This window comes from Achromobacter aegrifaciens, from assembly GCF_902859965.1.
Classification (GTDB): Bacteria; Pseudomonadota; Gammaproteobacteria; order Burkholderiales; family Burkholderiaceae_B; genus Achromobacter; species Achromobacter aegrifaciens.
The window spans coordinates 266,011-289,191 of the sequence record NZ_CADIKO010000003.1; the positions used below are offsets into that span (position 1 = coordinate 266,011).

The 23,181-nt window shown below is 63.1% G+C and carries 23 protein-coding genes and 2 tRNA genes; 4 read left to right on the forward strand and 21 right to left on the reverse strand.

The features are described from left to right. Positions 1-19: 19 nt before the first annotated feature. The 4 genes from HV793_RS20220 to HV793_RS20235 are packed head-to-tail and all read right to left on the reverse strand — an operon-like array spanning position 20 to position 3,094. On the reverse strand, positions 20-757 hold the full coding sequence (locus HV793_RS20220; RefSeq protein ID WP_054449966.1) for an arginyltransferase: 738 nt from the start codon (positions 755-757) through the stop codon (positions 20-22). 42 nt (positions 758-799) lie between these two features. Further along, complete coding sequence (aat, locus tag HV793_RS20225) at positions 800-1,573, reverse strand: leucyl/phenylalanyl-tRNA--protein transferase (protein ID WP_175213840.1); 774 nt, start codon at positions 1,571-1,573, stop codon at positions 800-802. Beyond that, positions 1,570-2,151 (reverse strand): NUDIX hydrolase, encoded by a 582-nt coding sequence (locus HV793_RS20230; RefSeq protein WP_175181135.1) that lies wholly within the window; start codon positions 2,149-2,151, stop codon positions 1,570-1,572. Before HV793_RS20230 ends, aat begins: the two co-directional genes overlap by 4 nt. Positions 2,152-2,161: 10 nt before the next feature. Further along, positions 2,162-3,094 carry a LysR family transcriptional regulator gene (locus HV793_RS20235; protein ID WP_175213841.1) on the reverse strand — a complete coding sequence of 311 codons (933 nt, stop codon included), beginning with the start codon at positions 3,092-3,094 and terminating at the stop codon, positions 2,162-2,164. A 130-nt stretch (positions 3,095-3,224) separates the two neighbouring features. Here HV793_RS20235 and HV793_RS20240 point away from each other — a divergent pair, with 130 nt between their 5' ends. After that, positions 3,225-3,626: a DoxX family protein gene (locus HV793_RS20240; RefSeq protein WP_125471643.1), complete on the forward strand. Its 402-nt coding sequence runs from the start codon at positions 3,225-3,227 to the stop codon at positions 3,624-3,626. A gap of 97 nt (positions 3,627-3,723) precedes the next feature. Continuing rightward, positions 3,724-4,188: a nuclear transport factor 2 family protein gene (locus HV793_RS20245; protein WP_156337299.1), complete on the forward strand. Its 465-nt coding sequence runs from the start codon at positions 3,724-3,726 to the stop codon at positions 4,186-4,188. A gap of 9 nt (positions 4,189-4,197) precedes the next feature. Here HV793_RS20245 and HV793_RS20250 read toward each other — a convergent pair whose 3' ends face one another. The 3 genes from HV793_RS20250 to HV793_RS20260 all read right to left on the reverse strand — a co-directional run bounded on the left by HV793_RS20250 (position 4,198) and on the right by HV793_RS20260 (position 6,139). Next, the gene (locus HV793_RS20250; RefSeq protein WP_054449975.1) at positions 4,198-4,788 is read right to left on the reverse strand and encodes a DUF2946 family protein; all 591 of its coding nucleotides are present in this window, start codon (positions 4,786-4,788) and stop codon (positions 4,198-4,200) included. Positions 4,789-4,790: 2 nt separating this feature from the next. Then, complete coding sequence (locus tag HV793_RS20255) at positions 4,791-5,114, reverse strand: hypothetical protein (RefSeq protein WP_054451291.1); 324 nt, start codon at positions 5,112-5,114, stop codon at positions 4,791-4,793. A gap of 113 nt (positions 5,115-5,227) precedes the next feature. Next, positions 5,228-6,139 carry a LysR family transcriptional regulator gene (locus HV793_RS20260; RefSeq protein ID WP_054449977.1) on the reverse strand — a complete coding sequence of 304 codons (912 nt, stop codon included), beginning with the start codon at positions 6,137-6,139 and terminating at the stop codon, positions 5,228-5,230. Between the two features lie 98 nt (positions 6,140-6,237). Here HV793_RS20260 and HV793_RS20265 point away from each other — a divergent pair, with 98 nt between their 5' ends. Both HV793_RS20265 and HV793_RS20270 read left to right on the forward strand, forming a co-directional pair. Then, positions 6,238-7,212, forward strand: coding sequence for a D-2-hydroxyacid dehydrogenase family protein (locus HV793_RS20265; RefSeq protein WP_175213842.1), 975 nt, complete (start codon positions 6,238-6,240; stop codon positions 7,210-7,212). Continuing rightward, positions 7,209-7,667: a hypothetical protein gene (locus HV793_RS20270; RefSeq protein ID WP_175213843.1), complete on the forward strand. Its 459-nt coding sequence runs from the start codon at positions 7,209-7,211 to the stop codon at positions 7,665-7,667. Before HV793_RS20265 ends, HV793_RS20270 begins: the two co-directional genes overlap by 4 nt. A gap of 100 nt (positions 7,668-7,767) precedes the next feature. Here HV793_RS20270 and HV793_RS20275 read toward each other — a convergent pair. The 14 genes from HV793_RS20275 to HV793_RS20340 form a co-directional block, all read right to left on the reverse strand. After that, positions 7,768-7,841: transfer RNA gene (locus HV793_RS20275), tRNA-Cys, on the reverse strand. Positions 7,842-7,896: 55 nt separating this feature from the next. Then, a tRNA-Gly gene (locus HV793_RS20280) sits at positions 7,897-7,972 on the reverse strand. A gap of 150 nt (positions 7,973-8,122) precedes the next feature. Then, positions 8,123-8,761, reverse strand: coding sequence for a ProQ/FinO family protein (locus tag HV793_RS20285; protein ID WP_175213844.1), 639 nt, complete (start codon positions 8,759-8,761; stop codon positions 8,123-8,125). Between the two features lie 134 nt (positions 8,762-8,895). After that, positions 8,896-9,546: a hypothetical protein gene (locus HV793_RS20290; protein ID WP_175213845.1), complete on the reverse strand. Its 651-nt coding sequence runs from the start codon at positions 9,544-9,546 to the stop codon at positions 8,896-8,898. Positions 9,547-9,581: 35 nt separating this feature from the next. Continuing rightward, positions 9,582-10,133: a hypothetical protein gene (locus tag HV793_RS20295; protein ID WP_175213846.1), complete on the reverse strand. Its 552-nt coding sequence runs from the start codon at positions 10,131-10,133 to the stop codon at positions 9,582-9,584. Positions 10,134-10,152: 19 nt separating this feature from the next. After that, positions 10,153-10,656 carry a hypothetical protein gene (locus HV793_RS20300; protein WP_175213847.1) on the reverse strand — a complete coding sequence of 168 codons (504 nt, stop codon included), beginning with the start codon at positions 10,654-10,656 and terminating at the stop codon, positions 10,153-10,155. Between the two features lie 8 nt (positions 10,657-10,664). Then, complete coding sequence (locus tag HV793_RS20305) at positions 10,665-11,831, reverse strand: hypothetical protein (protein ID WP_175213848.1); 1,167 nt, start codon at positions 11,829-11,831, stop codon at positions 10,665-10,667. Continuing rightward, entirely contained in the window at positions 11,828-12,511 is a 684-nt protein-coding gene (locus tag HV793_RS20310) for a pilus assembly protein (protein WP_175213849.1), read from the reverse strand. The genes HV793_RS20305 and HV793_RS20310 overlap by 4 nt, the downstream gene beginning before the upstream one ends. Positions 12,512-12,538: 27 nt before the next feature. Then, entirely contained in the window at positions 12,539-14,800 is a 2,262-nt protein-coding gene (locus HV793_RS20315; protein ID WP_175213850.1) for a TcfC E-set like domain-containing protein, read from the reverse strand. Between the two features lie 65 nt (positions 14,801-14,865). After that, positions 14,866-15,378, reverse strand: coding sequence for a CS1 type fimbrial major subunit (locus HV793_RS20320; protein ID WP_175213851.1), 513 nt, complete (start codon positions 15,376-15,378; stop codon positions 14,866-14,868). 171 nt (positions 15,379-15,549) lie between these two features. Next, entirely contained in the window at positions 15,550-16,371 is an 822-nt protein-coding gene (locus HV793_RS20325; RefSeq protein WP_175213852.1) for a hypothetical protein, read from the reverse strand. Between the two features lie 113 nt (positions 16,372-16,484). Next, the gene (locus HV793_RS20330) at positions 16,485-18,926 is read right to left on the reverse strand and encodes a hybrid sensor histidine kinase/response regulator (protein WP_175213853.1); all 2,442 of its coding nucleotides are present in this window, start codon (positions 18,924-18,926) and stop codon (positions 16,485-16,487) included. A gap of 29 nt (positions 18,927-18,955) precedes the next feature. After that, the gene (locus tag HV793_RS20335) at positions 18,956-20,188 is read right to left on the reverse strand and encodes an EAL domain-containing response regulator (RefSeq protein ID WP_175213854.1); all 1,233 of its coding nucleotides are present in this window, start codon (positions 20,186-20,188) and stop codon (positions 18,956-18,958) included. 4 nt (positions 20,189-20,192) lie between these two features. Next, a complete protein-coding gene (locus HV793_RS20340; protein WP_244958683.1) occupies positions 20,193-23,024 on the reverse strand; it encodes an ATP-binding protein in 2,832 nt (943 codons plus the stop codon). Between the last annotated feature and the right edge of the window lie 157 nt (positions 23,025-23,181).

Below are 23,181 nucleotides of genomic sequence, written 5' to 3' on the forward strand. Positions count from 1 at the left end.
GCTCCAAAGAAGGGGCGGATCAGGCGGGCGGCAACGCGGGTTGGTCGCCCCACACGCCGTCGACCAGGAACTGGGCCGGATGGAAGCTGGATTTGTAGGACATCTTGCGGCTGTCGGCGATCCAGTAGCCCAGGTACAGCCAGGGCAGGTTCAGCGTGCGGCATTGTTCGATCTGCCACAGGATGCTGTAGGTGCCCAGGCTGCCGGCAATGTCGGGATCGTAAAACGTGTAGACGGACGACAGGCCGTCGTCCAGCACGTCGATGATGGACACCATGACCAGCTCGCCGGTCTCGTCGCGGAACTCGACCAGGCGGGTGTTGACGCGGCTGGTGAGCAGGAATTGCGCATACTGCGTGCGGCTGTCCTCGTCCATGCCGCCGCCCGGATGGCGGCCCTGCTGGTAGCGCGTGTAGAGCCGGTAGTGCTCGGGCGACCAGGCCAGCTCCGCCACGAATGACTGCAAACCCTGGTGATCGCGCCAGGCGCGGCGCTGGCTGCGATTGGGCGCGAAGCCTGCCGTATCCACGCGCACCGGGATACAGGCGTGGCAGTTGTCGCAATGGGGCCGGTAGGTGAACAGCCCGCTGCGCCGAAAACCTTGCTCCACCAGTTGCGAATACGTCCCTGCGTTGATCAGATGGCCGGGCGCGGCAACCTGCGACCGTGCCTGGCGACCCGGCAGATAGCTGCAAGGGTAGGGAGCGGTGGCGTAGAACTGCAGGGTGGAGAAAGGGAGTTCTTTGAGCTGGCTCATCGGAGGTCCCGCAATGCGGCAGCAGGCCCGCAAGGGGAGTGGCTACATATTAACGCCGAACCCCGGGCCCGATGCTGTGTCGGGATGCAAGCGGCCAGCGCTGTCCAGCGTGCCCCGCGCCCACGCGACGGCAGGTAGCGCAGTGGCGGTGCGCACATGCTGCAGGAAAGCGGCGCGCGGGATGGGGCGCGCGCCCAGGCTGGCCAGGTGGCGCGTCTGCTGCTGGCAGTCGATGCGTTGCACGCCTTGCGCGGCCAGATAGCGCACCAGATAGGCCAGCGCGATCTTCGAGGCGTTGGGCGCGCGGGTGAACATGGATTCACCGAAGAACATGCGGCCCAGGCTGATGCCGTAGAGGCCGCCGGCCAGTTCGCCGTCAATCCAGGTTTCGATGCTGTGCACGTAGCCGGTCTCATGCCAGGCGCGATAGGCCTGCTGCATGGCTGCGGTGATCCAGGTGCCGGGCTGGCCGTCACGCGGCGCGGCGCATTGCGCCATCACCTCGGCGAAAGCGGTGTCCACGCGTACCTGCACGCGCGGCGCGGCGCCTTGCTCCTGGCTGGCGATCTGCCGCAACAGCTTGCGCAGCGAATGCGAGGGCGCGAAGTCCTTCACGGCGAGCACCATGCGCGGATCTGGGCTCCACCACAGGATGGGCTCGCCCTCGGAGTACCACGGGAATATGCCGTTGGAATACGCCTCGATCAGCCGGGGCGTGGATAAGTCCGCGCCCGCCGCGAGCAGGCCGTCGGGATCCGCAAGCGCAAACTCCGCGGGCGGAAAAGGGGTGTCGACGGCGAGCCAGGGCAGTTTCAACGGTGCGATTCTAGGGTGTAGTGATGGGGGGGATACACGCCCTGCTTGCGGTCGTCGAAGTAGTGGCGCAGCGTGGTCGCCACGGTGCGGAACGCCAGGTCGTCCCAGGGGATCTCGGATTCGTCGAAAAAACGGGCCTCCAGGCTTTCGGGGCCGGGGTCCAGCGCGTCCGACAGCGCATCGGCCAGGTAGAACACGTGCACCTGATCGATCTGCGGCAGGTCGATGATGGTGTAGAGCTCGCCCAGCTTGATGCGCGCGCCGGATTCTTCCAGTGTTTCGCGGGCGGCGCCCTGCGCCGTGCTCTCGCCCAGCTCCATGAAGCCGGCGGGCAGGGTCCAGGTGTTGTAGCGCGGCTCGATCGCGCGCCGGCATAGCAGGACGCGGTTCTCCCAGACCGGCACCGTGCCGACCACCAGCCTTGGATTCTGGTAGTGGATCGCACCGCAGTGATCGCAGATGTCGCGTTCGCGGTTGTCGCCTTCGGGAACCCGGCGGCTGATGGGCGAGCCGCATTGGCTGCAGAAATGTGAACGGCGCGGCGCGGGGAAGTATTCGAGGGGCGATTTTGCGGTCATGGGTACGATTCTAACGGCTGCGGCGGGGGCTGGCGCGCCGGCCCGGAACGGCTGGGGAGGAGGCGCCGAAGCGGCCTTCCAGATGCTCCACGAAGGATCGTACCTTGGGCGACAGGAAGCGCCGGTGGGGGTAGACGGCGTACATGGAGATCGGGGTGTGGGCGTAGTCGGTCAGCAGCGCAATCAGGCGCCCGGCGCGGACGTCGTCGCCCACCAGGAAATCGGGCTGCAGGATGACGCCGTGCCCGGCCAGGGCCGCGGTCCGCAGCACATCGCCGTTATTGGCCCGCAGGGCCGCGTTCACGCGCACCAGATGGGTCACGCCGTCTTTCTCGAAATGCCATTCGTTGCCGGTGCTGGCATAGGCGTAATGCAGGCAGCGGTGCTGCTTCAGTTCCTCGGGCGTCTGCGGCGTGCCATGGCGTTGCAGGTAGTCGGGCGCGGCGCAGACCAGCAACTGCTGCGGCGCCAGCGGCCGCGCGACCAGCGAGGAATCCTGCAGCGGCCCGATGCGCACCGCCACGTCGTAGCCGTCCTCCACCAGGTCCACCACGCGGTCGTTCAGGTCCAGGTCGATGATCACGTCCGGGTAGCGTTGCAGGTACTCGGCTATGGCAGGCCCCAGGTGCAGGATGCCGAACGACACCGGCGCGCTCACCCGCAGCCGGCCGCTGGGCCGTTGGCCCTCGGCCTGCAGCGACAGCTCCAGGTCCGCCACCTCGGCCAGGATGGGCCGCACGCGTTCATAGAAGGCGCGTCCGGCGTCGGTCATGCTCAGTTTGCGCGTGGTGCGGTTCAGGAGGCGCACGCCGTACTTCTGTTCCAGATAGGCGATCTGGCGCGTGACCACGGAACGGGCCTGGCCCATCTTGTCGGCCGCGGCCGCGAATGAGCCCAGTTCCACGACCTTGGCATAGGTCTGCATGGCGGTGTGCGTGTCCAAGATTGTTTCCTATCGGGGAACAATAATTTGCAATTCTGCATGTTTATCTTTGTTTTTGGAATCGCAAGAATAGCGCTCATCAAGAATCTTCCCATCCTGGGCGATTCCCCTACCGCTCTAGGAGAGTGCAATGGTTGATACCCGTACCGCGCCCTATGCCGCGCTGCTGCTGCGCGTGGCGCTCGGCGTCATGTTCCTGGCCCATGGCCTGACCAAGCTGCTGGTGTTCACGCTGCCCGGCACCGCGCAGTTCTTTGCCAAGATCGGCTTCGCCGGCTGGCTGGCATACCCGGTGACGTTTTTCGAGGTCGGCGCCGGCGTGCTGTTGATCCTGGGCGTCGTGCCGCGTTGGGTCGCCGTCATTGCCGTGGTGCAGCTGTTCGTGGCGTCGACGGTGCATTTTCCCAATGGCTGGGGCTTTGGCAATGCGGGCGGAGGCTGGGAGTATCCGATCTTCCTGACCGTGGCTGCGGCCGTACTAGCGTTGCTGGGCGACGGCAAGTACGCGCTGGTAAAGAGCGGCCGCGGCTGATCGCTGCGCGCACCAGACTGTCTACTGCCACGGACGTGGCCGACAGGACGGCCGGACCATAGAATGGCCCGGCCGTTTTTCCATTCCGGAGTTCTCCATGTTCTTCTCCAAGCCTTACTTCAAGCGCGCCGCTGCCGCAGCCATGCTGGCCCTGGCCCTGTCTCCCGCCGTCCATGCGTCCGCCGAACAGGAAGCCGCCAACAAGGCGGCCGTGCTGGCCTTCTACGAAAAGGGCCTGAACCAGAAGGACGCGGATGCCGCCTTGAAGTACGTCGGCGACCGCTATGTGCAGCACAACCCGAATGCGGCGGACGGCCCCGAAGGCTTCCGCAAGTTCATCGCCTTCCTGCGCGACAAGTTTCCGCAGTCGCGCAGCGAGATCAAGCGAGTCTTCACCGATGGCGACTACGTGATCCTGCACGTGCATGCGGTGCGCCAGCCCGGCGATCGTGGCAGCGCCATCATCGATATTTTCCGCCTGGAGCAGGGCAAGATCGTGGAACATTGGGACGCGGTGCAGCCCATTCCCGAGCAGTCCGCCAATCCCAACGGCATGTTCTGAACGCGCCGTTCAGGCGCGGGGATTCGCTTCGAAGCCCAATTCCCGCGCCACATCCTTTTGCGCTATCAGCGCCAGCGGCGCGGCCGCATAGGTTCCGGGCAGGACGGCCTGGACTGCGCCACCGGGCGCAAGATCCGCCAGCGCATCCAGCAGCGGGGCGCCGTCCGCCGTGGCCATCTTCTCCAACAGCGGCTGCAGATCGCGGTCCAGCACGATGCCGGCGCCCAGGGGCGTCATCGCATACAGCTGTCCCGCGTCGTCCAGCTTCCACGTATCGACCGAATCGACCGCGACGTTCGTGTGCGTGAGCAGTCGGCGGCTGTCGTCGCTCAGCCGCAGCACATAGGGCGCGGCGTCCAGCCGCAGGAACACGCGCTGCGGACCATTCTGGAAGAACCAGCGGCCCGCTTCATCGTGTTCGTAATTGCGGTTGATGAATTCCAGGATCTGGGTATTGGTGATGGACTCGCCCGGGCCGCCTTCGGCTGATTGCCCTTGCGGATGCAGGCGCCAGCGGCCGCGCGCGTCCAGCGACAGCCAGCCGTATACCGCTGGCACGTCGGGCCAGCGGGCTAGCGCGTCCTTCACCGATTGATCCATGTTCAGGGGCGGATGATGATGGGGGGCGGGTTGATGACAATGGCGGGCGCCGGCATCACGGCCACCGGCTGCGGCACCTGCACATAGCCGTGGCGGTAGTCGTCCCGGCACTTGCGCTTTTCCTGGTAGTCGCCATTGCGCTTCCATTTGCGCTCGACCTTACAGGCGCCGTCCCAATACTGCTCTTTATACTCGCGCCCGTGGCGATGGCGGTGCTTGTCCGAATCGGCCTGCGCCGCAAGCGGGGCGAGCGTGAGCAATGCCGCCGTGGACAGCGTCAACAACGCGGAGGAGGGGCGGGCTCGAGAGTTCGGAATGGTACGCATAGGGTCCGTCATCAGTTGCAAACGGCGTCACCATAGCAATCATTTGATTGACGGCGCGTAGGGATGCGTAACCAGATGCTGGCAGAAAGCCGCAATCGTACCTGAGCCGCGGTTTACTGCGGCGCGGCAGGGCGCCGCTGCGAGCGTCTTTCGCGCCTTATGAATCCCAAGAGCGCTTCGGCAGCGGGTGAAAGGCTGCTGCCGCGGCGTTGCATCAGCACGAATGCCCGCGACACAGCGGGGCGCACCAAGGGCACCGCCGCCAGCATCGGATAGGCCCCAGGTTGCAGGGCGAGATCGGGAACGATGGCCACGCCCACTCCCGCCGCCACCATGCCCACCGCGGTCGTGCTTCTCTGGACCTCGAAGCGGGCCTGCAAGGCGATGCCCGCGGGCAGTTGATCATCGAGCAGGGGGCGGTTGCTGCTGCCCGCGCCAGGCAGGATCAGCGCTTCGTTCTCCAGCTCGGACCAGGGAACCGCCTTGCGCCGGGCCAGGCGGTGTTCATTTCCGCAAACCAGCACGAAACGGTCGTGCAGGAGTTCCTCGTATTCGATTTCGGGTACGAGTCTGTCCGCGATCCCTATGCCGAACTCGGCGGCGCGGTCCAGAACGGCCTGCTGCACGGCAGCGGAAGAGTGGTCCAGCACGCTGACCCGGTTGTCCGGAAATGCCGAGGCATAGGCTTGCAGCACGCGTGGCAGAAAGCGGACGCCCACCGTCGGCACGCAGGCCATGGTCACGTTACCCGCGAGCGCCTGCCGTTGTTCCCGGATCTGCTGCAGAGCGCTTTCCAGTTCACCCAGCAGGCGCCGCGCCTGCGGCAGGAAGCTGCGGCCCACGGTGCTCAGCGAGAGCGTGCGGGTGGTGCGATCGACCAGGCGTACGCCCAGGTGGATTTCCAGGTTCCGGATGCGGCGGCTCAGCGCCGCCTGCGAGAGGAACAGCGACTCGGCGGCCTTGCCGAAACTTTCCCGTTCAGCCAATGCCACAAATGCTTGAACACCCAGGACGTCCAGTTTCATAGATTTTTTGCATCAATGAACGAAATCATTTCATTTTACGAGGGGCCCCGGGCAGCGTAAAAATTGAGCACTCACTCTCACCCAGCGGGGTACCGCAAATGAAGATCGCTATTCTGGACGACTGGTTCGACACTCTCCGTTGCCTTCCTTGCTATGCCCTCTTGCGAGATCACGAGGTCACCGTCTGGACGGATCACGCCGAAGATACCGATGTGCTCGCGCAGCGCCTCGCCGATACGGAAGCGTTGGTCTTGATCCGCGAGCGCACCACCATACGCCGCGAGTTGATCGAAAAGTTGCCCAAGCTGCGCCTGATTAGCCAGCGCAGCGTCTATCCGCATATCGACGTCGCCGCATGCAGCGACCATGGCGTCCTCGTTTGCTCGGACCTGCACGCCGATACGCCCTCTTATGCCGCGGCGGAGCTGACCTGGGCGCTGGTGCTGGCCGCCATGCGCCAATTGCCGCAGCAGGTGGAGTCCATGCGCCAGGGGCGTTGGCAGTGTGGGGTGGGCCACACCGTGCGGGGCAAGACCATGGGCATCTTTGGCTATGGGCGCATCGGTCGAGTGGTTGCGGGCTACGCGCGGGCGTTCGGCATGCGGGTGCTGGTCTGGGCGCGGCCCGAGTCGCTGCAGCGCGCACGCGAGGACGGGCACGAAGTCGCGGCCTCCAAGCAGGAGTTCTTCGCGTCCTGTGACGTGCTGTCGCTGCATATGCGCCTGGTAGCCGCCACCAAGGGCATCGTCAACGCGGCGGACCTCGCGGCCATGAAGGAAGGATCGTTGTTCGTGAACAGCAGCCGTGCCGGACTTGTCGAACCTGGCGCATTGGAGCGGGCGCTGCGGGCAGGCCGTCCGGGTATGGCGGCGCTGGATGTCTTCGAGCAGGAGCCATTGACCGATACCGCGAATCCGTTACTGCAGATGCCCAATGTCCTGTGCACGCCTCACATCGGATATGTGACCTATGAGGAATGGGATCTGCAGTTCAAGGATGTGTTCAACCAGATTCTCGGCTTTGCGGCAGGCAAGCCCGTGAACATGGTGAATCCGCAGGTGGCATCGTCATGAACCTGTCCTTGGAACGCCTGGCGAAGCAGCTGGATCTGGCTGCCGCGAACCAGGAACGCCTGCGACTGGCTTTCGGCCTCGCCTGTGCGCAGCGGGTCGAGTATCTGCTCGAAGAACAGGAGGTCGTGGATTGCCTGGCGAGCCTGGGCCGTTTTCTGGACGGCGCGATCGACCACGAACAGCTGGAGCAGATTTCCAGGCGGGCTGCGCGCCTGGCGAACCAGCACCAGGGATCGAAATCGTTGGACGGCTGCGGCCATGCCGCGGTGTCCGCGACCTATGCGGTTGCCAGCGCCCTGGCCGGCAAGGCGCTGCGCGCAGCCGAATACGCGGCTTACGCGGCGGTTTACGGACAGGGTGGTTACGGCGCCGTGTCTGATCCCGAAGCGTTCAGGGTGGAGTTCGCCTGGCAGACGAAATGTCTGGAGTCCTTGGCTGCCGGTAGGGTTGAATAGTCCGTATCGATGCTGTGGAACGGCGCCTTGTCGTGCGGAGCCCGGCATCTCGGAAAACAAAAAACCCGCAGATTTTCATCTGCGGGTTTCGGAAAATCGCTGGAGGCGCAAGCCGGAATCGAACCGACGTACACGGATTTGCAATCCGCTGCATAACCACTCTGCCATTGCGCCAGCACTTGCAAGAAAAAAGGAAGCGCGGTGTTGGCCGTTGCTTCCTTTTTGTATTTGGAGCGGGAGACGAGTCTCGAACTCGCGACCTCAACCTTGGCAAGGTTGCGCTCTACCAACTGAGCTACTCCCGCGGGGGTACTGCAATTTGGTGTGTTTTCTGACTTGGTTTTCAGAAAGGCCGTGTCCACCAAAGACAGCGATTATACACAGAATTTTGGGCTTGTGTAGCCTGGCGGGGCGGGGAAGTGAAAAATCCCCGCCCGCCGGGCCAAACAATGTCCTCAGGGCGTATCGCTCGATGCCGGCGTTGTGAGGGTCGCGGCTTCGGGGGCGGCTTCAGGCGCGGGGGCGTCAGCCGGGGCGTCAGCGGATACGGCAGCCGGCGCGGCGGCCTTTTTCGCGGGACGAGCCTTGCCGGCCGGCCGGCGCGAAGCCTGGCGGCGCGCGTACGCGGCTTGTTCCGCCGTTACCGTGCCTGCGGGCTGGCCTTGCAGGTCGACGCGAGTGGCGTCCGCGACCATGCTGCTCCAGTAGCGGCTGCCCTTGCACCAGGTGGCGATGGCTTGTTTGAGCTGTTCTTCCGTCATGCCCAGCTTCTCGAGATGCTGGGCCGCGTCGGCCAGGATGCCTTGCTTGAGCGGCAGCTTGGGCGCGGGATTCTTGGGGAAAGCCTGCGGAAAGTGCTTTTGCAGGCGCCAGATGGCCTCGACCGCGGGGTCGACGGGCTCGCGTTTTTGCTGCGCGCGGGCGGCAGCCTTCGCTTGACCCGACTCGCGCTTTTGCTGCGGCCGCGCCGTAGGCTTCGCTTGATCAGGCTCCCGCTTCTTTGTCCGGCCTGCCGCCTTCGGTTGGACCGGCACCGCCTTTTGAGCCTGTGCCCGCAGCTGCTCGCGCAGGTCGGCAAGTTTTTCAAAACCCATTGTTATTTCCAAGACCTCAGATTTGTTCAGGCTGAAGGTTACCGCATGTGCGCGAATGCAGCACTGTCGAGGGGGGCATGTGTGGCGGCCACGCCATGGCCGCCGGCGTGGCCGGGCGTGGATTTGCCGGGGAATCAGCGTCCGGAGGGCGGGCAGGATGGCTGGCCGGGCACCTGTATTGCGCGGCCTTTCAGCAGGATGGGCGTGCCTGGATAGACGTTGAATGGTTCCACGGGCCGGCCATCGGCGACCGCATCCTTGACCTGATAGCGCACGTTGCCCGACGCGGCCAGCCAGGCGCCTTCCGGCGCGCAGCGCAGCGACAGCACCGAGATTTCGTTTTGCGGCAGCAGCCTGACCAGGGTGCTGAAAGCCAGGGTAACGACCACATTGCCGGAGGTGCCTGCCTCGCCGCGATCCAGCAAGTTGACGACAGGTTTGATGTCCAGCCGGTACACCTGTTCCTGTTCCACGTCGGCCAGCGGCTTGAGCGTGATGGTCTTGCTCTGTCCGGGGGCGAGCGAGAGTTTGAATGGGGAAACGTAGAGCGCGGGCTGCGCCGTTTGCGCGACAGGCTCAAGGCGTTCCTGTTCGGTCTCGACGCCAGGGTTGAGTAGGCGCGACAGGGCGATGGACACGTACTCGGCGCGATCGCCCTGGTTGACGATACGAACCGAGGCGGGCTTGCCTTGCACGACTGCGAGCTTGGGCGTGACGTCGACGTGAGCAGACGCTGGCGCCGCAGCCGCGCAAGCCAACAACAACAGAAAGTGGGAGGGTTTCATTCGCTTCTACTCGCAATCCGATCGCACGTTGCGCTTCAGGGGACGCGGGCTACCGGTTCAAAGACCAGCGACAACTCGCCGACATAGCTGCCCGCGGTCTCCTTGAAAGTGCCGGCTGGAGGGAGGGCCGAAATCGCCAGGCCGTAGTAGTCGATGAAGTCTTCACCCGCACCTGGAACCTGCAGACTCTGGAATCTGGTGTTCTGGCCGACAGCCAGGGTTTTCCGCTCTCCGCCTTCCAAGGCCAAAGAGACCTTGGGCTCGCGGAACATCTGGGCCGCGTTGGCCGTGTTGCGGATTTCCAGCGGCCGGTCCATGCGTACTTGAAACGCGCCGCTCGAGGACACGATGCGCAAGCGCGCTTGCGTCTCATAAGGCGATTCCCAGCCGCGTAGCTGCTGCATGGTCAGACCTTGATCGAACCAGCCGCCTTTGTCGTCCGTGACCATCAGCCTGTTGGCGGCCTTGACGATGGCGGTGATCCTGCTTGTGGTTGTACCGGTCACGAAGATGTCTACGGCGGGCGCCGTCACAGGCAGCATTGCCAGGGCCAGCAACAGGCAAGCGCGGGTTGCGATTCCGTTCATGTATGGGTCCTTATGGCGTTCAAGGCTGAGCGCTTTCGGCGAACTGATAGATCAGCACGCCATATGCCACGTTGATGACAAGGGGGGCTGCACTGTCATCAGCCGGGCCGGGATTCAGGATCACCCGCTCCCGGGGGCGGAATGTGATGCGCCAGACCTGCGTGCGGGCAGGCCGATTCAAAATACGCAGATTCATTCGGTACTTTTGTCCAGGTGCCAGGATCAGGCGGTTGGGGGTGACCAGCAGGCTGGGTTGCCCCGTCTCGCCAACCGGCGTCAACACTTCCGGCATCGATCCAGGATTGAGCAGCAATTGCTGCTCCACGTCCAGGTAGAGAGGGCTGTCGCCGCGGTTTTCCGCCAACAGTTCGGGCGGCGCGTGGCCAGGCTCTAGCCGCAGCTCGGCTCGTGGGAGATACAAGATGCCGGCCGCCAGGCCGTGCTGGGGCCAGGGCAGCGCGAGCGCTGCAAGGAGAAAGGCGGCGCTGCGGGCGATCCGCCGGAGGTGGGCACCGAGGCTCATGGCATGAGCTAGGGTTTGGCGACTACCGTGAAACTGAGCACGTCGCTGTAATCGCCTTCTTTCGCTGCTTTCGGTGTGTCGGCCGTGAATGTGGGGATGAAGCACTCACGGCCACTGTTTGCCAGGGCAGAGCCCACGTTGCCGTTGTTGGGCAGTGAGACTTGCGCACTGGTCACCGTGTTTTGCAGGACAAGCTGGTAGGGCACCGCGTCGGCAGGCGAAGAATGGTGCTTGAGCTGATACCAGCCGTTGCTCGCAAAACCATTTTGATTGGTGGCATTGATGGCATAAGGTAAGCCTGCCAATTTCGGACCGTCGTAGGTGAAGCAAAGTTGGTTGGCGGGTGCGGAAAATGGCTTGATCAATCTTTCTCCTTGCGGCAATTCACCCAGGTTCCAGTCCGGCGCGGTCATCTCGATCCGCGCTTCCAGAAGCGGCGGATGGGTGGGGTCTGGGATGATGTGGCAAACGCCGGGCGGGTCGCCTCGCCTGATGTAGACCATTTTGTTGTCAAGGATAAGTTCGCCTGAGACGTTGGTGTGCCACAGATCCGACCGCGCTACATCGACCATCGCGGTGATATTCGCGGCGCGTATGGCTATGGCAGGCGGTATTTTGGAGAGGTCCGGGATCCCTCTAAATTTGACAGATAGTGGCTCCAAGAATGCGATTCCTCTCTGCCAGATCAAATTGGGTATATAAAAACTGTCGTGGCCTCCGTGATAATGCAGCCAGCCAAGTGGCGGCACTGCCATGGCATTAACGCTGCGGATCTCTCCTAGGACTGCGGTCTCATATAGCCCAGGACCCGGCACACCCGATTTCGAGAAGCTTTGGTTAGGAATGATATTTCCGTCCTCGTCATAGAAATATAAGACTATTCCTCGGCTATTGAAGCGCTCCGGAAACAGCGAACCCAGATGATCTGTGATCTGTTTGAATTGCATCGTCACCAGGTAGGATGAGCCGGTAGACTCGAAGTAGCAATTGCTATAGCCACTAGTCAGGTCGCTGATTGTCGTACGCTTAATGTCACTCACGGGAATTGCTGAAGCGCTGCCGCTAGCAATGATTGCGCCTGCCGCCAGAAGCACGGACACCAACCGGATCCACATTCGTTCGGCGATGAGTCGTAGCTCCACGATGTGCAGCTTGGTCTTGGATATCGAGTTCATGAGCGGCAATCAATGGTGTGTTCGGTGTCTTCGATCTGCACGGTTAGGCGGCTTTCCGTGAAATGCTGAGGCGTGCCGGGAAACAGCGCCGTTTTGCCCAACTGTCGCTTGCGGTCAGGCGTCGCGATGTCCGAGAAGGACAGATGCACATTGCCGGTGTTCTCCAATGTCACGCCCGTACCCTCGCAGCGGTACGACCAGCCCGACAGCTGTTGGGCAGGTGGGGGCATGTGGTGAATCAGGACGCCATACCCCACCGATACGGACATGGGGGCCGTGATCTTGTCCTGGGGCGCGGCGTCCACCTGCATGGCCTTCACCGGAACCACGTACAGGCGATACAACTCCTCCGCCGCGGGCACGGACAATGACTTGAGATTGACCGAACGGCTTTGACCGGGTCCTAGCGTCAGCTTGTCCGCGCTGGCCAGCATGCCGGGATGTTCGATCTCGCTCAAGGGCACCTTGTCTTCGGGGGTGATGCCGGGGTTCTTCACCTTCATCAGCGATATTGATAAATAGAGCGGTGCGTCCCCCAGGTTCCTAAGCGTTACGCCGTACTCGTGGCCATTGAAGACCTTCAGGCGGGCCGGCATGACCATCAGCTCGCCTTCGGCTCGCGCCTGGGCTGCCGCCAGCAGTGTCAATCCGAATAGCAATGGCAAGGTAATGCGTCGCATGGTTGTGTTTTCCTGTTCCTTATCCGATTACCGGCAGCGGTAGTAGCTGCCGTTGAAAGTGTTTGTCAGGTCGCAGTTATGGCGCTGGCCGGACTGCTCTACCGTGATCGCACGCAGCACGGATTTGCTGGCGACCGAGAACAGGCCGTTCGGGAATGCGGTGTCGCCGGTCTCGAGGATTTTTCCGCCCACTGGCTTGCCTGATGCGTCAAGCAGAATGCCGCTATAGATCATATTGATCGCCACCTTGGCCTGTGCCGCATAGACCTGGCCGGGATGGGCGCGGACCACGTTGGCCGGCACTTCGATGTTCATGTCCATATGCTCGTTGTTGCTCAAAACCTGGGCAAACGGCAGGTCGCGATAGTTGTTCAACGGCACGGCGTAGGTGCTGCCGCCGGCGACCGGGTGGCCTTCGACGCTGAAACCGTATGCCGTTCCCTCGATATTGGGCGTCTCGAGCATCATGGCGCTGCCTCCGTTGCTATAGCGGCCAAGCGCGACGCCTTCCGCGCTGGCCGCCAGCATGCCGCGGTAACTGAAATCCGCGTTGCTGCCGTAGTCGCTGTGGCCCAGGCTAAGCGATGTATCGCCGCGCGTGCCAGAGCGGTTGCCATAGATGTTCACGCTATTGCTTGCGCGACTTCGGTTGACCGTCACGCCAGCCGTCGAGCTGCCGTAGCTGTCCTGAAAATCCTTGCGGTAATCGCCGCTGAGTTGCGTATCGTCGCCCTGGCGTGCGGCGCGGAAGCTGGCCTGCGTCTTGTCCAGGGTCCAGCTCATGTTGAAGTAGACGGCGTAGCCGCCGGCGCCTTGGCCGTAGCCGTTTTTTTGCACGCCCAGCGAGAAAGTCGACCAAAGGCCGTTGGGGCGGTAGCTCCAGCGCACCTCGGCTTGTTGTACTTCACCGCGGCTGTGCTTGTTGTAGTTGTAGTTCGCCACGACTTTTCCCAAGCTTCTGCTGTATGAAAAGCTGGTGCTGGGCGCACCCCAATAGAAACGCGATACGTTGTTGTTTTGGTAGCGACTGAGCGTCGCGCTGCCCAGTACGGGATCGTTCATCGACAGGTTGAAGTAGCCGCCGGCGCCGCGTTCGCCGCCCAGCAAGCCGACCGTAGGAGTGAGATCCGCCGTACCTATCCGGCCGGGGCGAGTGGCGTTGATTTCGCCCGCCCAACGAGATTGATCGCCGCTGATGAAAGAAGCGTTCAGGTAGAACTGGCTGAGGTTGCGGCTGAATGCGGCCTGGTACAGCTGTCCGCCCACACCCATTTCCTTGCCTGCCGTCATATGCCAGGAATTGCGGCCGCCGCCGCTGAAATTCAGATTGTTGATGTCGCGCGTTTCGCGATTGATCAGATTGCCGTTGCGGTCCACCAGCCGGATTTCCACCGGGTAGTAGCCCCCGGGCAGGTCGATGTAGCTGATTTCGTTGCGGCCAAGTATGGCGGGGCGCTTCAGGACTAGGCGTCCGTTGCGGTAGAACTCATAGTTACCCTCCGCGGTGGAATACAGCACCAGCGAGCCCGTGTCTTGCTCGGCCCGCAAATGGTCCTGACTGCCTATGGTGACGAACTGATCGAAGCTGGGAGATAGCAGGGTGCTAACCGAGCCCGAGGCATAGTCGAGGCTGTTCTGCTTGCCTGCCCGTACATAGGTGTTATGAAAGTTCTTCTGCAGGAAGTAGGACGAGATGCCCTGATTCCGGCTGCTCTGACCGCGCATGCGATTGCGGCTGCCGTACCAGCTCATGTAGCCGAAGCTGCGCAGGGGCAGCCCCAGCCAGGTCGAGCCGCTGATATTCGCGGAGCGATAGCTGTCGGACGACCCGCGCAGGTCCAGCGACTGATTGTTGATCAACCCCCAGGTGGTTGCGGGGGACAGGTAATCATCGCGCGAACTTCTGATCTGCAGCGTTCGGCGGACCTTGTCGATGGCTACGTAGTGCTCTGCCAGGCGCAGGTCGCAGCCGTTGACGCACCGCTTGTAGTCGATTGCGGAAACGACTTTGCGGATGATGTCAACTTCCTCCAGCGTCACCCCGTTTTCTGCATATCTCACTGGATCGAACGTGAGTTGATTCTGCTGCGCGGAATAGACAATCAATCCCGGCAGCGTCTTGCCGTTGAACGTGGAGACATAGCTCGCGCTGTTGTCCATTTCAATCGCGCTGAAACCTTCGGGAATGCCGTAGGAAATCTTCGTCTGCGCCAAGACCTGGGCAGTGGCAGCGGAAAGCATGCAGAACAGCAGTTTTTTTAGGCGACGAGGGGCCCGATGAGCGTGCATGCCCGGAAATCCAATGGGGAGAACGAGCCCCTGCAGGGGCTCAGGATGAAGAGGGTGATGCGGAATTACGGTTTGGGTTCGAACAGCAGGACCAGATCGCCGCTGTAGCTTCCGTTCGTGTCGGCCTTGCTATTGGCGGCCTTGACGGGTGCCTTGACGGAGATTTTCAGGTCGTGCACTTCGTCGTAGCCGTCGCTGGTTTGCGCGACCTGGGTGACCGTTGCTGGCGTGCCGTACTTCACATCCGCCGTGCCACCGGAGTGGGAGATGGAAACGGTGGCATCGGTCATCTGGAATATGCCGTTGGACAGCTGCAGGGGCTTATCCAACTGAACATTGAAGTTGACGTTCTTGGTCCAGACGCGGATCGGCAGGGTCTTGGTGAACTCTGTTTGTTTGTAGTCCTTCGCGTTGAGTTCCTCCGTGCCGTACCACGTGGAACCGTCGGGTTTGGAAACGAAAATCGCGTCGTGGATCTGGGCTTTCAGCGTGATGCTCTTGGTGACGTTGGCCGCATGCGCCACGCCGGCAAACGCGCCAGCCAATCCAATCGCGATCAGGACCTTGCTTAGTTTCATATAAAAACCTGGTGTTGAAGTTGAACGAATGCCTTCGTAGGGTCGTTGAAGGCGGGGGTGTGTAGCGGACGCTTCGTGTGCGTCCGACCCCATGCATCATCCTTGTTCAACGCAAATCCAGGTCTGAGAAATTTCTTGTTCTGATTCCGATGGCAGCGGGATGCCGCGCGACTATCGCGTCGGGCCTCCCACCTTGAAGTCCCGCCATCTGTCGCCGCCCATCGTCAGCAACAAGTCCAGGCTGTCCGCTCCGATGCGCGGGGATAGCAGATCTCCCTGGAACATCAGGTTCGGAAGCGACCGCAGCCAATGAAAATCGATGGCATGGTTGATGTCCGTGGCCAACACCGGCAGCTTGAGGGCTTGGGCGCTTTGCAGCAGCGAAAGGAACTTGCGATTCAGCATAGGCTGCTCTGAGAGGCGCTCCGGGATCTTCAGGTGCAGACCCACGACGCGCAGCACGCCGTGCGGGTGCGGCCGGCCCTCCACAAGCGTGGGGCCGAGCCTCACTCTCAGGCCGACATTGAAATCGCGGCGGTTCTTGTGGAGGTCCGCATCCGGCAGCAGATCCCAGACCATGGGTATGTTCAAGGTGAACAGCGGTGCGGGATAGCTCGGATCCACCTCGTGGCCTTCGGCGGTGGGCATGCCCAGGCGCAGGAGGCTTCGGTCCAGCGAGAGGTTCAGTTCGGCGCACACGCCTCGCGCCGACCACTCGACGTGCGGCGCATCGCGCGCATATCGGAATGACAGGGGAATACCCAGATACCCCTGTCGGAAGAGATACACCGCGTCGTGCAGTCTGTGCGCGGCGGAATCGTCGATGAGATGCCGGGTCGCCTCGGCCGGGGGGAGTTCGGGCAATGCATATTCGCATACCCGGCCATCGGCGGAGAAGACGGGTTGATATCCGACCAGCGCCGACGGCTGAAGCGCGGGGCGAAAATCGGCGCCGCCGCAAGAGAGATAGTCCATTTTTTGGAGGTGGCGCATGCCTGCGCGTTGTCGGCCAGGATGGCGACGGCGCTTGCGCGCATGGCATGCATTCGTTTGCAGGATGTGATTCTAGAAATCACTGGAAACATGAGCCATGGGAATATTCTCAATTATTCTGCTGCGATCTCGAGCATCTTGCCGCGCAACTGCGCGATGAAGGCGGCGACCTGCTGGGGCATCTCGCCGCCCAGGCCATCCTTGCGGTGCAGGGCGGCAAGGTCATCGGCCTGGGTCAGCAGAGGGATCATGTGCACTGCGGCCAGGCCTCCACGCAGCCGGTGCAGCAAGGCACGGATCTCCGCGCTGTCGCCGCTCTTCATCAAGGCTTCCAGCCGAACCAGATCCTTGTCCATGGTTTCGAGAAAAACAGCCTTGTATTTCGCGGGAACCGTGGGTTTTCCAGGGCGCGGCGGTTCGGTGGCAATCTGGAGCGGGTCGGCCGGCAGGTCCGGCTTGCGGGGAGGCGCGGCGGCGTACGCCTGGAGCTGCTGCCTGAGCGTGCGCAGGTCTATCGGTTTTGCGAGCCAGCCGTTCGTGCAGGCCGCTGCGCATCGCTGCTCGTCCGCGCGGGGCGCGCTCGTGACCAGGGCGATGATGGGAATCGTGGCGCCCCGGGCGCGCAGGGCCGCGGCGAGCGCGTAGCCGTTCAGGCCGGGCATCTCGGCATCCGCCATGACCAGGTCGTAGGGCTGTATGTCCCACAATGCCAGTCCTTCGGATCCGTCCGATGCGAGCGTGGCTTGGCAACCCAGGCGCGCGAGCTGGTCTTGTAGGGTGGCCTGGTTGATGAGGTTGCCTTCCACGACCAGGACGCGCAGGTTAAGAAGGCGGTGGGCAGGCAGCGGCGCATGCGGCTGCGAACCTGTTCCGCCTTGCGTCAGGTGTTGTACCGCGTAGCCGATCTGGCGCGCGGAATGGCGGTCCACCTGGACCGCGCCGCTGCCGCTTCTTGCGCTTCCCGCCACAATGCGCGGGCCCCTCCAGGGCGCAGGTTCGGCGTTCCTGTGCAAGGCCAGGTCGACCAATATGCTGTCGTCGTTGCCGTTGGCGACGATGCCTGCGGGAATGGTTCTGGACTGGGCGCCCCAATGCCGCAGCCACTGCGCCACGTTCTCGCCCGCTTCCTTGCGGGCGCTGCGAACCAGCACGCTCAGGCCCTGCAACTGCGGCGGTGGATGGGCCGACGTGTCCGCCTGATCCACCAGGAAGGAAACGGAGAAGCTGCTGCCCAGCCCCGGTTCGCTGATGACCTGGATGCGAGTCCCCATGAGCGCCGCCAGACGTGCGCAAAGGAACAGGCCCAGCCCCAGCCCCAGGCCCGCGCCGCGCGCGGCCTGCTGTCCGGTTCCGGCTTGATGAAAGGGTTCGAACAGCCTGGCCCGCTCGGCGGCGGCGATGCCGATGCCGCTATCGGCAACCTGCAGGTCAAGGCGGACTCTGGAGTCCGGCGTGGCCTGCGCGCGCAGCCTGGCGACGACGTGGCCGGAATCGGTGAACTTGATGGCGTTGCTCAGCAGATTGCTCAGTATCTGCCGGATGCGTTCGGCATCGCCTGTGACGCAATCCGGCACTGATGTGTCCAGGCAGCCATAGATGATCAGTCCTTTCCGTTCGGCCATTGGGGCATGCGCCGAGACCGTGCTTTCGACCAGCTCGCGCGGGTCGAACGCGTCACTCTCCAGGACGAACTGGCCTGATTCGATCCAGGCCGTGTCGATCAGGTCGTTCACGAGCTGCTGAAGCGCGAGGGACGCGTTCTGGATGCGGTCGACATGCTGCCGCTGCTCCTCGTTCAGCGCGGTCATGCCCAGCACTTCGAGGGTGCCCAGCATGCCATGCAGCGGCGTGCGGATCCCGCGGTTGATGCAGGACAGGATGCCTGCTGCGGACTCATAGACCTCGTCGGCCTGAGTCTTGGCGCGTTTCAGGAGACCTTCCATTTCGGCGCGAGCGCTGATGTCGGAGAAGGCGCACAGCACCACGTCCTGCCTGCGGTAGCGCGTTGGGGCATAGGCCACCGTCAGCTTGCGGCCGTCATGGGCGGTGAATGCTTCGATGTTGCCTGGCCCCCGCGCATTGATCGCTTGTCGTAGGAGGTTCCTGACGTCTACCGTGTCCGGCAAGGCTTGGCCGGTGCCAGCCCCCAGCCATTGCAGTGCAAGCGCATTGCCGAAGACCAGCCGGCCGCTGGCACACGAGAGCACGCACAACGCGCTAGGCGCTGTGGCGAGCATTGTGCGGTTGAGCGCTTCGCAGTCGGCCAACGCCAGTCGCGCCGCGTTCGCCGGCTGGATGATGCGGCGGCGGCACCACAACCAGAGCAGCGCGCAGGCATAGAGTCCGGCGGCCAGCAGCAGCAAAGCGCAGGCGACCAGCCAGCTATTGGTGTGGAGGATTGTCAGAAAGTCGAGCCGCAGCAGGTCCGCGTGCCGCCGCTGAATTTGTTGGCGCCCGCAGTAGAGAGCGGCGGCGCAAAGCAGAGCGGGGGGAAGGACGCAGAGGCAGACGGCACTCAGGCGGCGCAGGCTGCGGACTTTGCTATTTGGCGGCATATCCGGTGTCGGAGTGATGTCGGCGTACCCTAGTGGAGAGGCGGCAGCGGGTCGAAGTAGGAATTCGGTTCATAGGCCAGCAGTTCGCAGAACGTTGCGACGTTGACGGCGGCGGAAATCAGAAATCCCTGGGCGACATCGCAACCGATCCGCCGCAGGAATTCCAGGTCCTCCAGTGTCTCCACGCCTTCGGCCGTCACTTGGAGGCCCAGTTGCCGTCCCAGCTGAACCGACGCCACCAGGGCCGCTGCCAGTACCTCGTCGGCTGCGGCGCCGTTGACGAAGGCCCGATCGATTTTCACCTCGGTAAAGGGTGTGGAGATGAGGCTATGCATGGTGCTGTAGCCCTTGCCAAAATCATCCTGCGACAGACCGAAGCCTTTGAGGCGCAGGCGGCTTGCGCCCATGTGGAACTGGCCCGCGAGTACCGGCATTGCATCTTCGAGCAGTTCGAAGGTCACGTCCGATGCGGGTATGCCCAGCCTGGTGACCATGGCATACAGTTCGTCGGGAAGTTGCGGGTGATCCAGCAGGCTGGCCGAAAGATTGACCGAAATGGGAACCCGGTGTCCCTGAGCGCGCCATATGGAATAAGCTCTCAGGCCATCGTCCAGCATGCGCAGTAGCAGCGCGTGGTCCAGGCCGTAGGCCCGCAGCGCCGCAAGGAACGAGGACGGCAGCATCAGGCCCAGTTCCTTATGCTGCCAGCGGACCAGGGCTTCGGCCCCGACGATGTTGCCGGACGCAAGTGATTTCTTCGGCTGGAACCAGGCCTGGATACTGCCGTCGCGCAGCGCATTTTCGATCATGTGCCGGTCGAGCAGAGGCCGGGTCTGATCGGTGCAGACAGGAGACAGCGCTGGCGTCGGAGCGGGCTGCTTTCTCAGCAGACCTATTGCCAGGCCGGCGATCTGGTCCGCGGAAACTGGCTTGATGAAGGTTCCCAGGACAGCGAATCCGCGTTCTTTCGCCATGAGCCCGATGCTGTTGCTCATCCTGCGGGAGCATCCTGTGACGATGGCCAATATCGGATTCAGGCCGCGACAGGCGAGTTCATGAATGAACTGCGCGCCGTCCATGCCGGGCATGTCCACGTCCATCAGCACCAGTTGATGCCCCTCTTTGCGGATCAAATCCAGGGCTTCGTGCGCGTCCAGCGTCGTGTCGACGTGCGCGAAGCCCGCTTCTTCGAGCATGTCTTTCAACAGGGCGCACTGGTAGGCGTGATCATCCAGCACCAGGACTTTGAGTTTGGACAGCATTTTTTTAGCCTTCTGGGTATGCGTGCAGGGTTGCGGTCAGGGCCGGGAGGGGCAGGGGCTTGAGCAGCACCTGATTCATCCCGGCTTCCAGCCCCTTGGATATGGTTTCGGGCGCCGCGCAGGCGGTTACGCCCAGTATGGCTCCCTGGTAGCCGAGTTTGCGCAGCGCCCTGGCGAGTTCGTAGCCGTCCAGGATCGGCATATTGATGTCCGTGATGACGGCGTCGTACTTGTCGGGATCCCAGCGTTGCAGCGCTTCGCCGCCGTTGGACGTTATGGTGGCCGAGCACCCCAGGTGCTCGAGCTGTTCTCGCAGGATGATCTGGTTGATCGCGTTGTCCTCGACCACCAGGATCCGTCGCCCCAGCGACGGCCGTTGCGTGCTGGGCAAGGGTAGTGGGGCGTGTTCGCGGCCAAGTTGGGCCATACTCACCGCAGCCCCGATGCTGAATGGATTGTCCTGGCTCGTGACGCCTAGGCGGCCGCTACGCGATGCGATCGAAGCATGATCGGCGCCCGGGGCGAGCACGCGCACCTTGCGTCCGACCCAGGATGCTTCAGCCAGTCCGGGCGGCCAGGTCTGCAGCAAGATCGCGTTGTCGGCATCTTTTCCATGGGTTTGCCCGCGATAGGGTATGGCGATGGCGCCCCAGTTGTTCAGCCACGCGCACGCGTTCGCCACAACCTCCGGAATGGCGCCGCTGACGTAGACGGCGCTGCGCCGTAGCGCAATGGGCGATGCTGGTTCCATTTCGGTCACCTCCAGCGTGACGGTGAACGTGATGCTGGTACCCAGGCCGACCTCGCTGACCACGGACATGCTGCCTCCCATCAGGTCGACCAGACGGCGGCTGATGGCCAGGCCAAGTCCGGTGCCGGCCGCATCCTGGTCCAGTCCGGAATGCGCTCGGAAGTAGGGCTCAAACAACTGGGCTTGCGATTCCGCGTGTATGCCGACGCCGGTATCCGCGACCTGGAAGCGCAGCGTCGCCTTGCCGGGACCGACAGCGCTCGCGGTTGCACGCAGCGCGACGTGGCCCGCCTCGGTGAACTTGACCGAGTTGCTCACCAGATTGTTGAGGATCTGCTGTAGCCGGACCGGATCCCCTTTCACCATCGCCGGCATGCCGGTGTTGGATAGGGAAAAAATCTGCAACCCCTTGCCCTGTGCGCGCGCGGCATAGTTGGCCGCGACTCTCTCCAGCATCTCCGCGGGCGAAAACTCCGAAAGAACCAGGTCTTCGTGGCCGGCCTCCATGCGGGACAGGTCCAGTGTGTCGTTGATGGTGCGCAGCAAAGTCGAGGAGGATTGCTGGACGGTTTGCAGGTATTGCTGCTGCTGGCTCGTCAGGGGCGTGAGCGCAAGCAGCTCCAGCGTGCCGAGTATGCCGTACAGCGGGGTGCGTATTTCGTGGCTGATCGTGGCGAAGAACAGGGTCTTGGCGTCATTCGCCTGGTCGGCAGCGAGCTTTGCGTTGCGCAGGGTGTGTTCGATCTCCTTCTGCGCGGAAATATCGCTGATGGCGCATATCACGACGTTCTCGGATTGATAGCTGGTTGCGGCGTACGTCAGGCAGACGGTGCGTCCGTCGCCAAGCTGGTACTCGTGCCGGCCTGCCTGGTCGCCAGCGGTGAGAGTGTCTTCGCGCCACCTGTCGTGCGCGCCCAGCAGATGGCGGGCCGTCTCGTTGGATAGGACCTGGGTGCCGTCGGCGGGCCGGACCAGGCTGAGTCCGATAGGCGCGACGTCGATGATCTTGCGGTTCAGCGCGAGGCTGTCGATGAGCGCTGTCTGATGCCGCATTGCGGGCGAAACCAGCGTTTCCCTGATGTGGCGTACGCCCAGCAGGACTACCGTGCTCAGGCAGGCCGCGATCGTGCCTACGGTCCAGAAGGCGGATGCGCCATGATTCAGCACGTCCAGCGTCGGCACGTAGTAGATCAGTCGCCAGCCGGCTTCGCCGACAGCCTTGCTCAGAGCAAGGCTGTGGGGAAGCCAGCTGGCGCCTTGGAAGCTGAAGGAGTCGCGGGCCAACCTTGCCGAGATCGAGCCGGTTGCGGAAGGAGAGGGGCCGCCGTGCAAGGCGACCCGGCTGTCATTGTCGTAAAGCGCATAGCTTGCGCCGTCGCTGGCGTGTTCCGCTGTGATGACGGAGGCGATGTCGTCGACTTCGAGCCCTACCCAGGTCTGCTCGTTGCCAGCCCCTTCGAGCGGCGTATACAGAAACAGATGATCGGTGGCGTCCGTCAGGGGTCTGATCCAGACGACCGGTGCGCGTCCGTCGTCCGGATCAGGCGTGGCGTGGTGCGAGGCCAGGGTGTCGCGGAGCCATTTTTCCGCTTCCCTGGAAATGTGGTGTCCGCCTAGCCGCGTGTCGTCCACCGCCAGGCGCGTCGAGCCGGGGCCTGCCAGCGTCGTGTAGACGATGCGCGCGTTGGCGGCGGCTACGTCCGCCCGGTTGCGGCGGGTAAGAATCAGCGCCCAATCGTAGGAGTCCGCTCCGTTCATCAGCGGGATGACGTTGACCTGTCCGGTCTGGCCGAAGGTCCTGGGCGTGTGCTGGGCTGGCATGCGGTCGGTGTTGCGCACTGACGAGGCGGCCACTGCCCGGAGCAGCGTTTCGCGCTGATCGAAGAATATCTGCGCGCGGTCAGCGGCGGCATTCATGCGGCGGCGGTAGCTGGAGACCTCGTCACTGAACGACCAGTACATCGACAGCATCGTGCCGATGAGTATGCATGCCTGCAGTGCCATGGCGAGCAGATGCAGCAGGATCATCGGCAATCTGGCGGTTGCCGGCGTGTATCCGTCGGGGAGGCTGGGGGCGGCCATCATGCCAGCGATGGTATGGGGCGGGCCGGGCTTCACGGATAAGAAAATTCTGGAAGCGCGATGGCGCCGGAGGCCTCGTTCCCATACGGCTATGTCAATTTGTTTCCCGATTGCCTCGGAAATCGGGAAATAGTGCGCCAGTTGTGTCGGCGTGGATGGT

Bases quoted from the DNA above. Each gene is read 5' to 3' on its own strand.
- HV793_RS20340 (WP_244958683.1), bottom strand. From the start codon at position 23,024: ATGATGGCCGCCCCCAGCCTCCCCGACGGATACACGCCGGCAACCGCC.
- HV793_RS20240 (WP_125471643.1), top strand. From the start codon at position 3,225: ATGGTTGATACCCGTACCGCGCCCTATGCCGCGCTGCTGCTGCGCGTG.
- HV793_RS20220 (WP_054449966.1), bottom strand. From the start codon at position 757: ATGAGCCAGCTCAAAGAACTCCCTTTCTCCACCCTGCAGTTCTACGCC.
- HV793_RS20295 (WP_175213846.1), bottom strand. From the start codon at position 10,133: ATGAACGGAATCGCAACCCGCGCTTGCCTGTTGCTGGCCCTGGCAATG.
- HV793_RS20290 (WP_175213845.1), bottom strand. From the start codon at position 9,546: ATGAAACCCTCCCACTTTCTGTTGTTGTTGGCTTGCGCGGCTGCGGCG.
- HV793_RS20230 (WP_175181135.1), bottom strand. From the start codon at position 2,151: ATGACCGCAAAATCGCCCCTCGAATACTTCCCCGCGCCGCGCCGTTCA.
- HV793_RS20270 (WP_175213843.1), top strand. From the start codon at position 7,209: ATGAACCTGTCCTTGGAACGCCTGGCGAAGCAGCTGGATCTGGCTGCC.
- HV793_RS20250 (WP_054449975.1), bottom strand. From the start codon at position 4,788: ATGGATCAATCGGTGAAGGACGCGCTAGCCCGCTGGCCCGACGTGCCA.
- HV793_RS20255 (WP_054451291.1), bottom strand. From the start codon at position 5,114: ATGCGTACCATTCCGAACTCTCGAGCCCGCCCCTCCTCCGCGTTGTTG.
- HV793_RS20305 (WP_175213848.1), bottom strand. From the start codon at position 11,831: ATGAACTCGATATCCAAGACCAAGCTGCACATCGTGGAGCTACGACTC.
- HV793_RS20330 (WP_175213853.1), bottom strand. From the start codon at position 18,926: ATGCCGCCAAATAGCAAAGTCCGCAGCCTGCGCCGCCTGAGTGCCGTC.
- HV793_RS20300 (WP_175213847.1), bottom strand. From the start codon at position 10,656: ATGAGCCTCGGTGCCCACCTCCGGCGGATCGCCCGCAGCGCCGCCTTT.
- HV793_RS20320 (WP_175213851.1), bottom strand. From the start codon at position 15,378: ATGAAACTAAGCAAGGTCCTGATCGCGATTGGATTGGCTGGCGCGTTT.
- HV793_RS20265 (WP_175213842.1), top strand. From the start codon at position 6,238: ATGAAGATCGCTATTCTGGACGACTGGTTCGACACTCTCCGTTGCCTT.
- HV793_RS20315 (WP_175213850.1), bottom strand. From the start codon at position 14,800: ATGCACGCTCATCGGGCCCCTCGTCGCCTAAAAAAACTGCTGTTCTGC.
- HV793_RS20335 (WP_175213854.1), bottom strand. From the start codon at position 20,188: ATGCTGTCCAAACTCAAAGTCCTGGTGCTGGATGATCACGCCTACCAG.
- HV793_RS20310 (WP_175213849.1), bottom strand. From the start codon at position 12,511: ATGCGACGCATTACCTTGCCATTGCTATTCGGATTGACACTGCTGGCG.
- HV793_RS20325 (WP_175213852.1), bottom strand. From the start codon at position 16,371: ATGCGCCACCTCCAAAAAATGGACTATCTCTCTTGCGGCGGCGCCGAT.
- HV793_RS20245 (WP_156337299.1), top strand. From the start codon at position 3,724: ATGTTCTTCTCCAAGCCTTACTTCAAGCGCGCCGCTGCCGCAGCCATG.
- HV793_RS20285 (WP_175213844.1), bottom strand. From the start codon at position 8,761: ATGGGTTTTGAAAAACTTGCCGACCTGCGCGAGCAGCTGCGGGCACAG.
- HV793_RS20260 (WP_054449977.1), bottom strand. From the start codon at position 6,139: ATGAAACTGGACGTCCTGGGTGTTCAAGCATTTGTGGCATTGGCTGAA.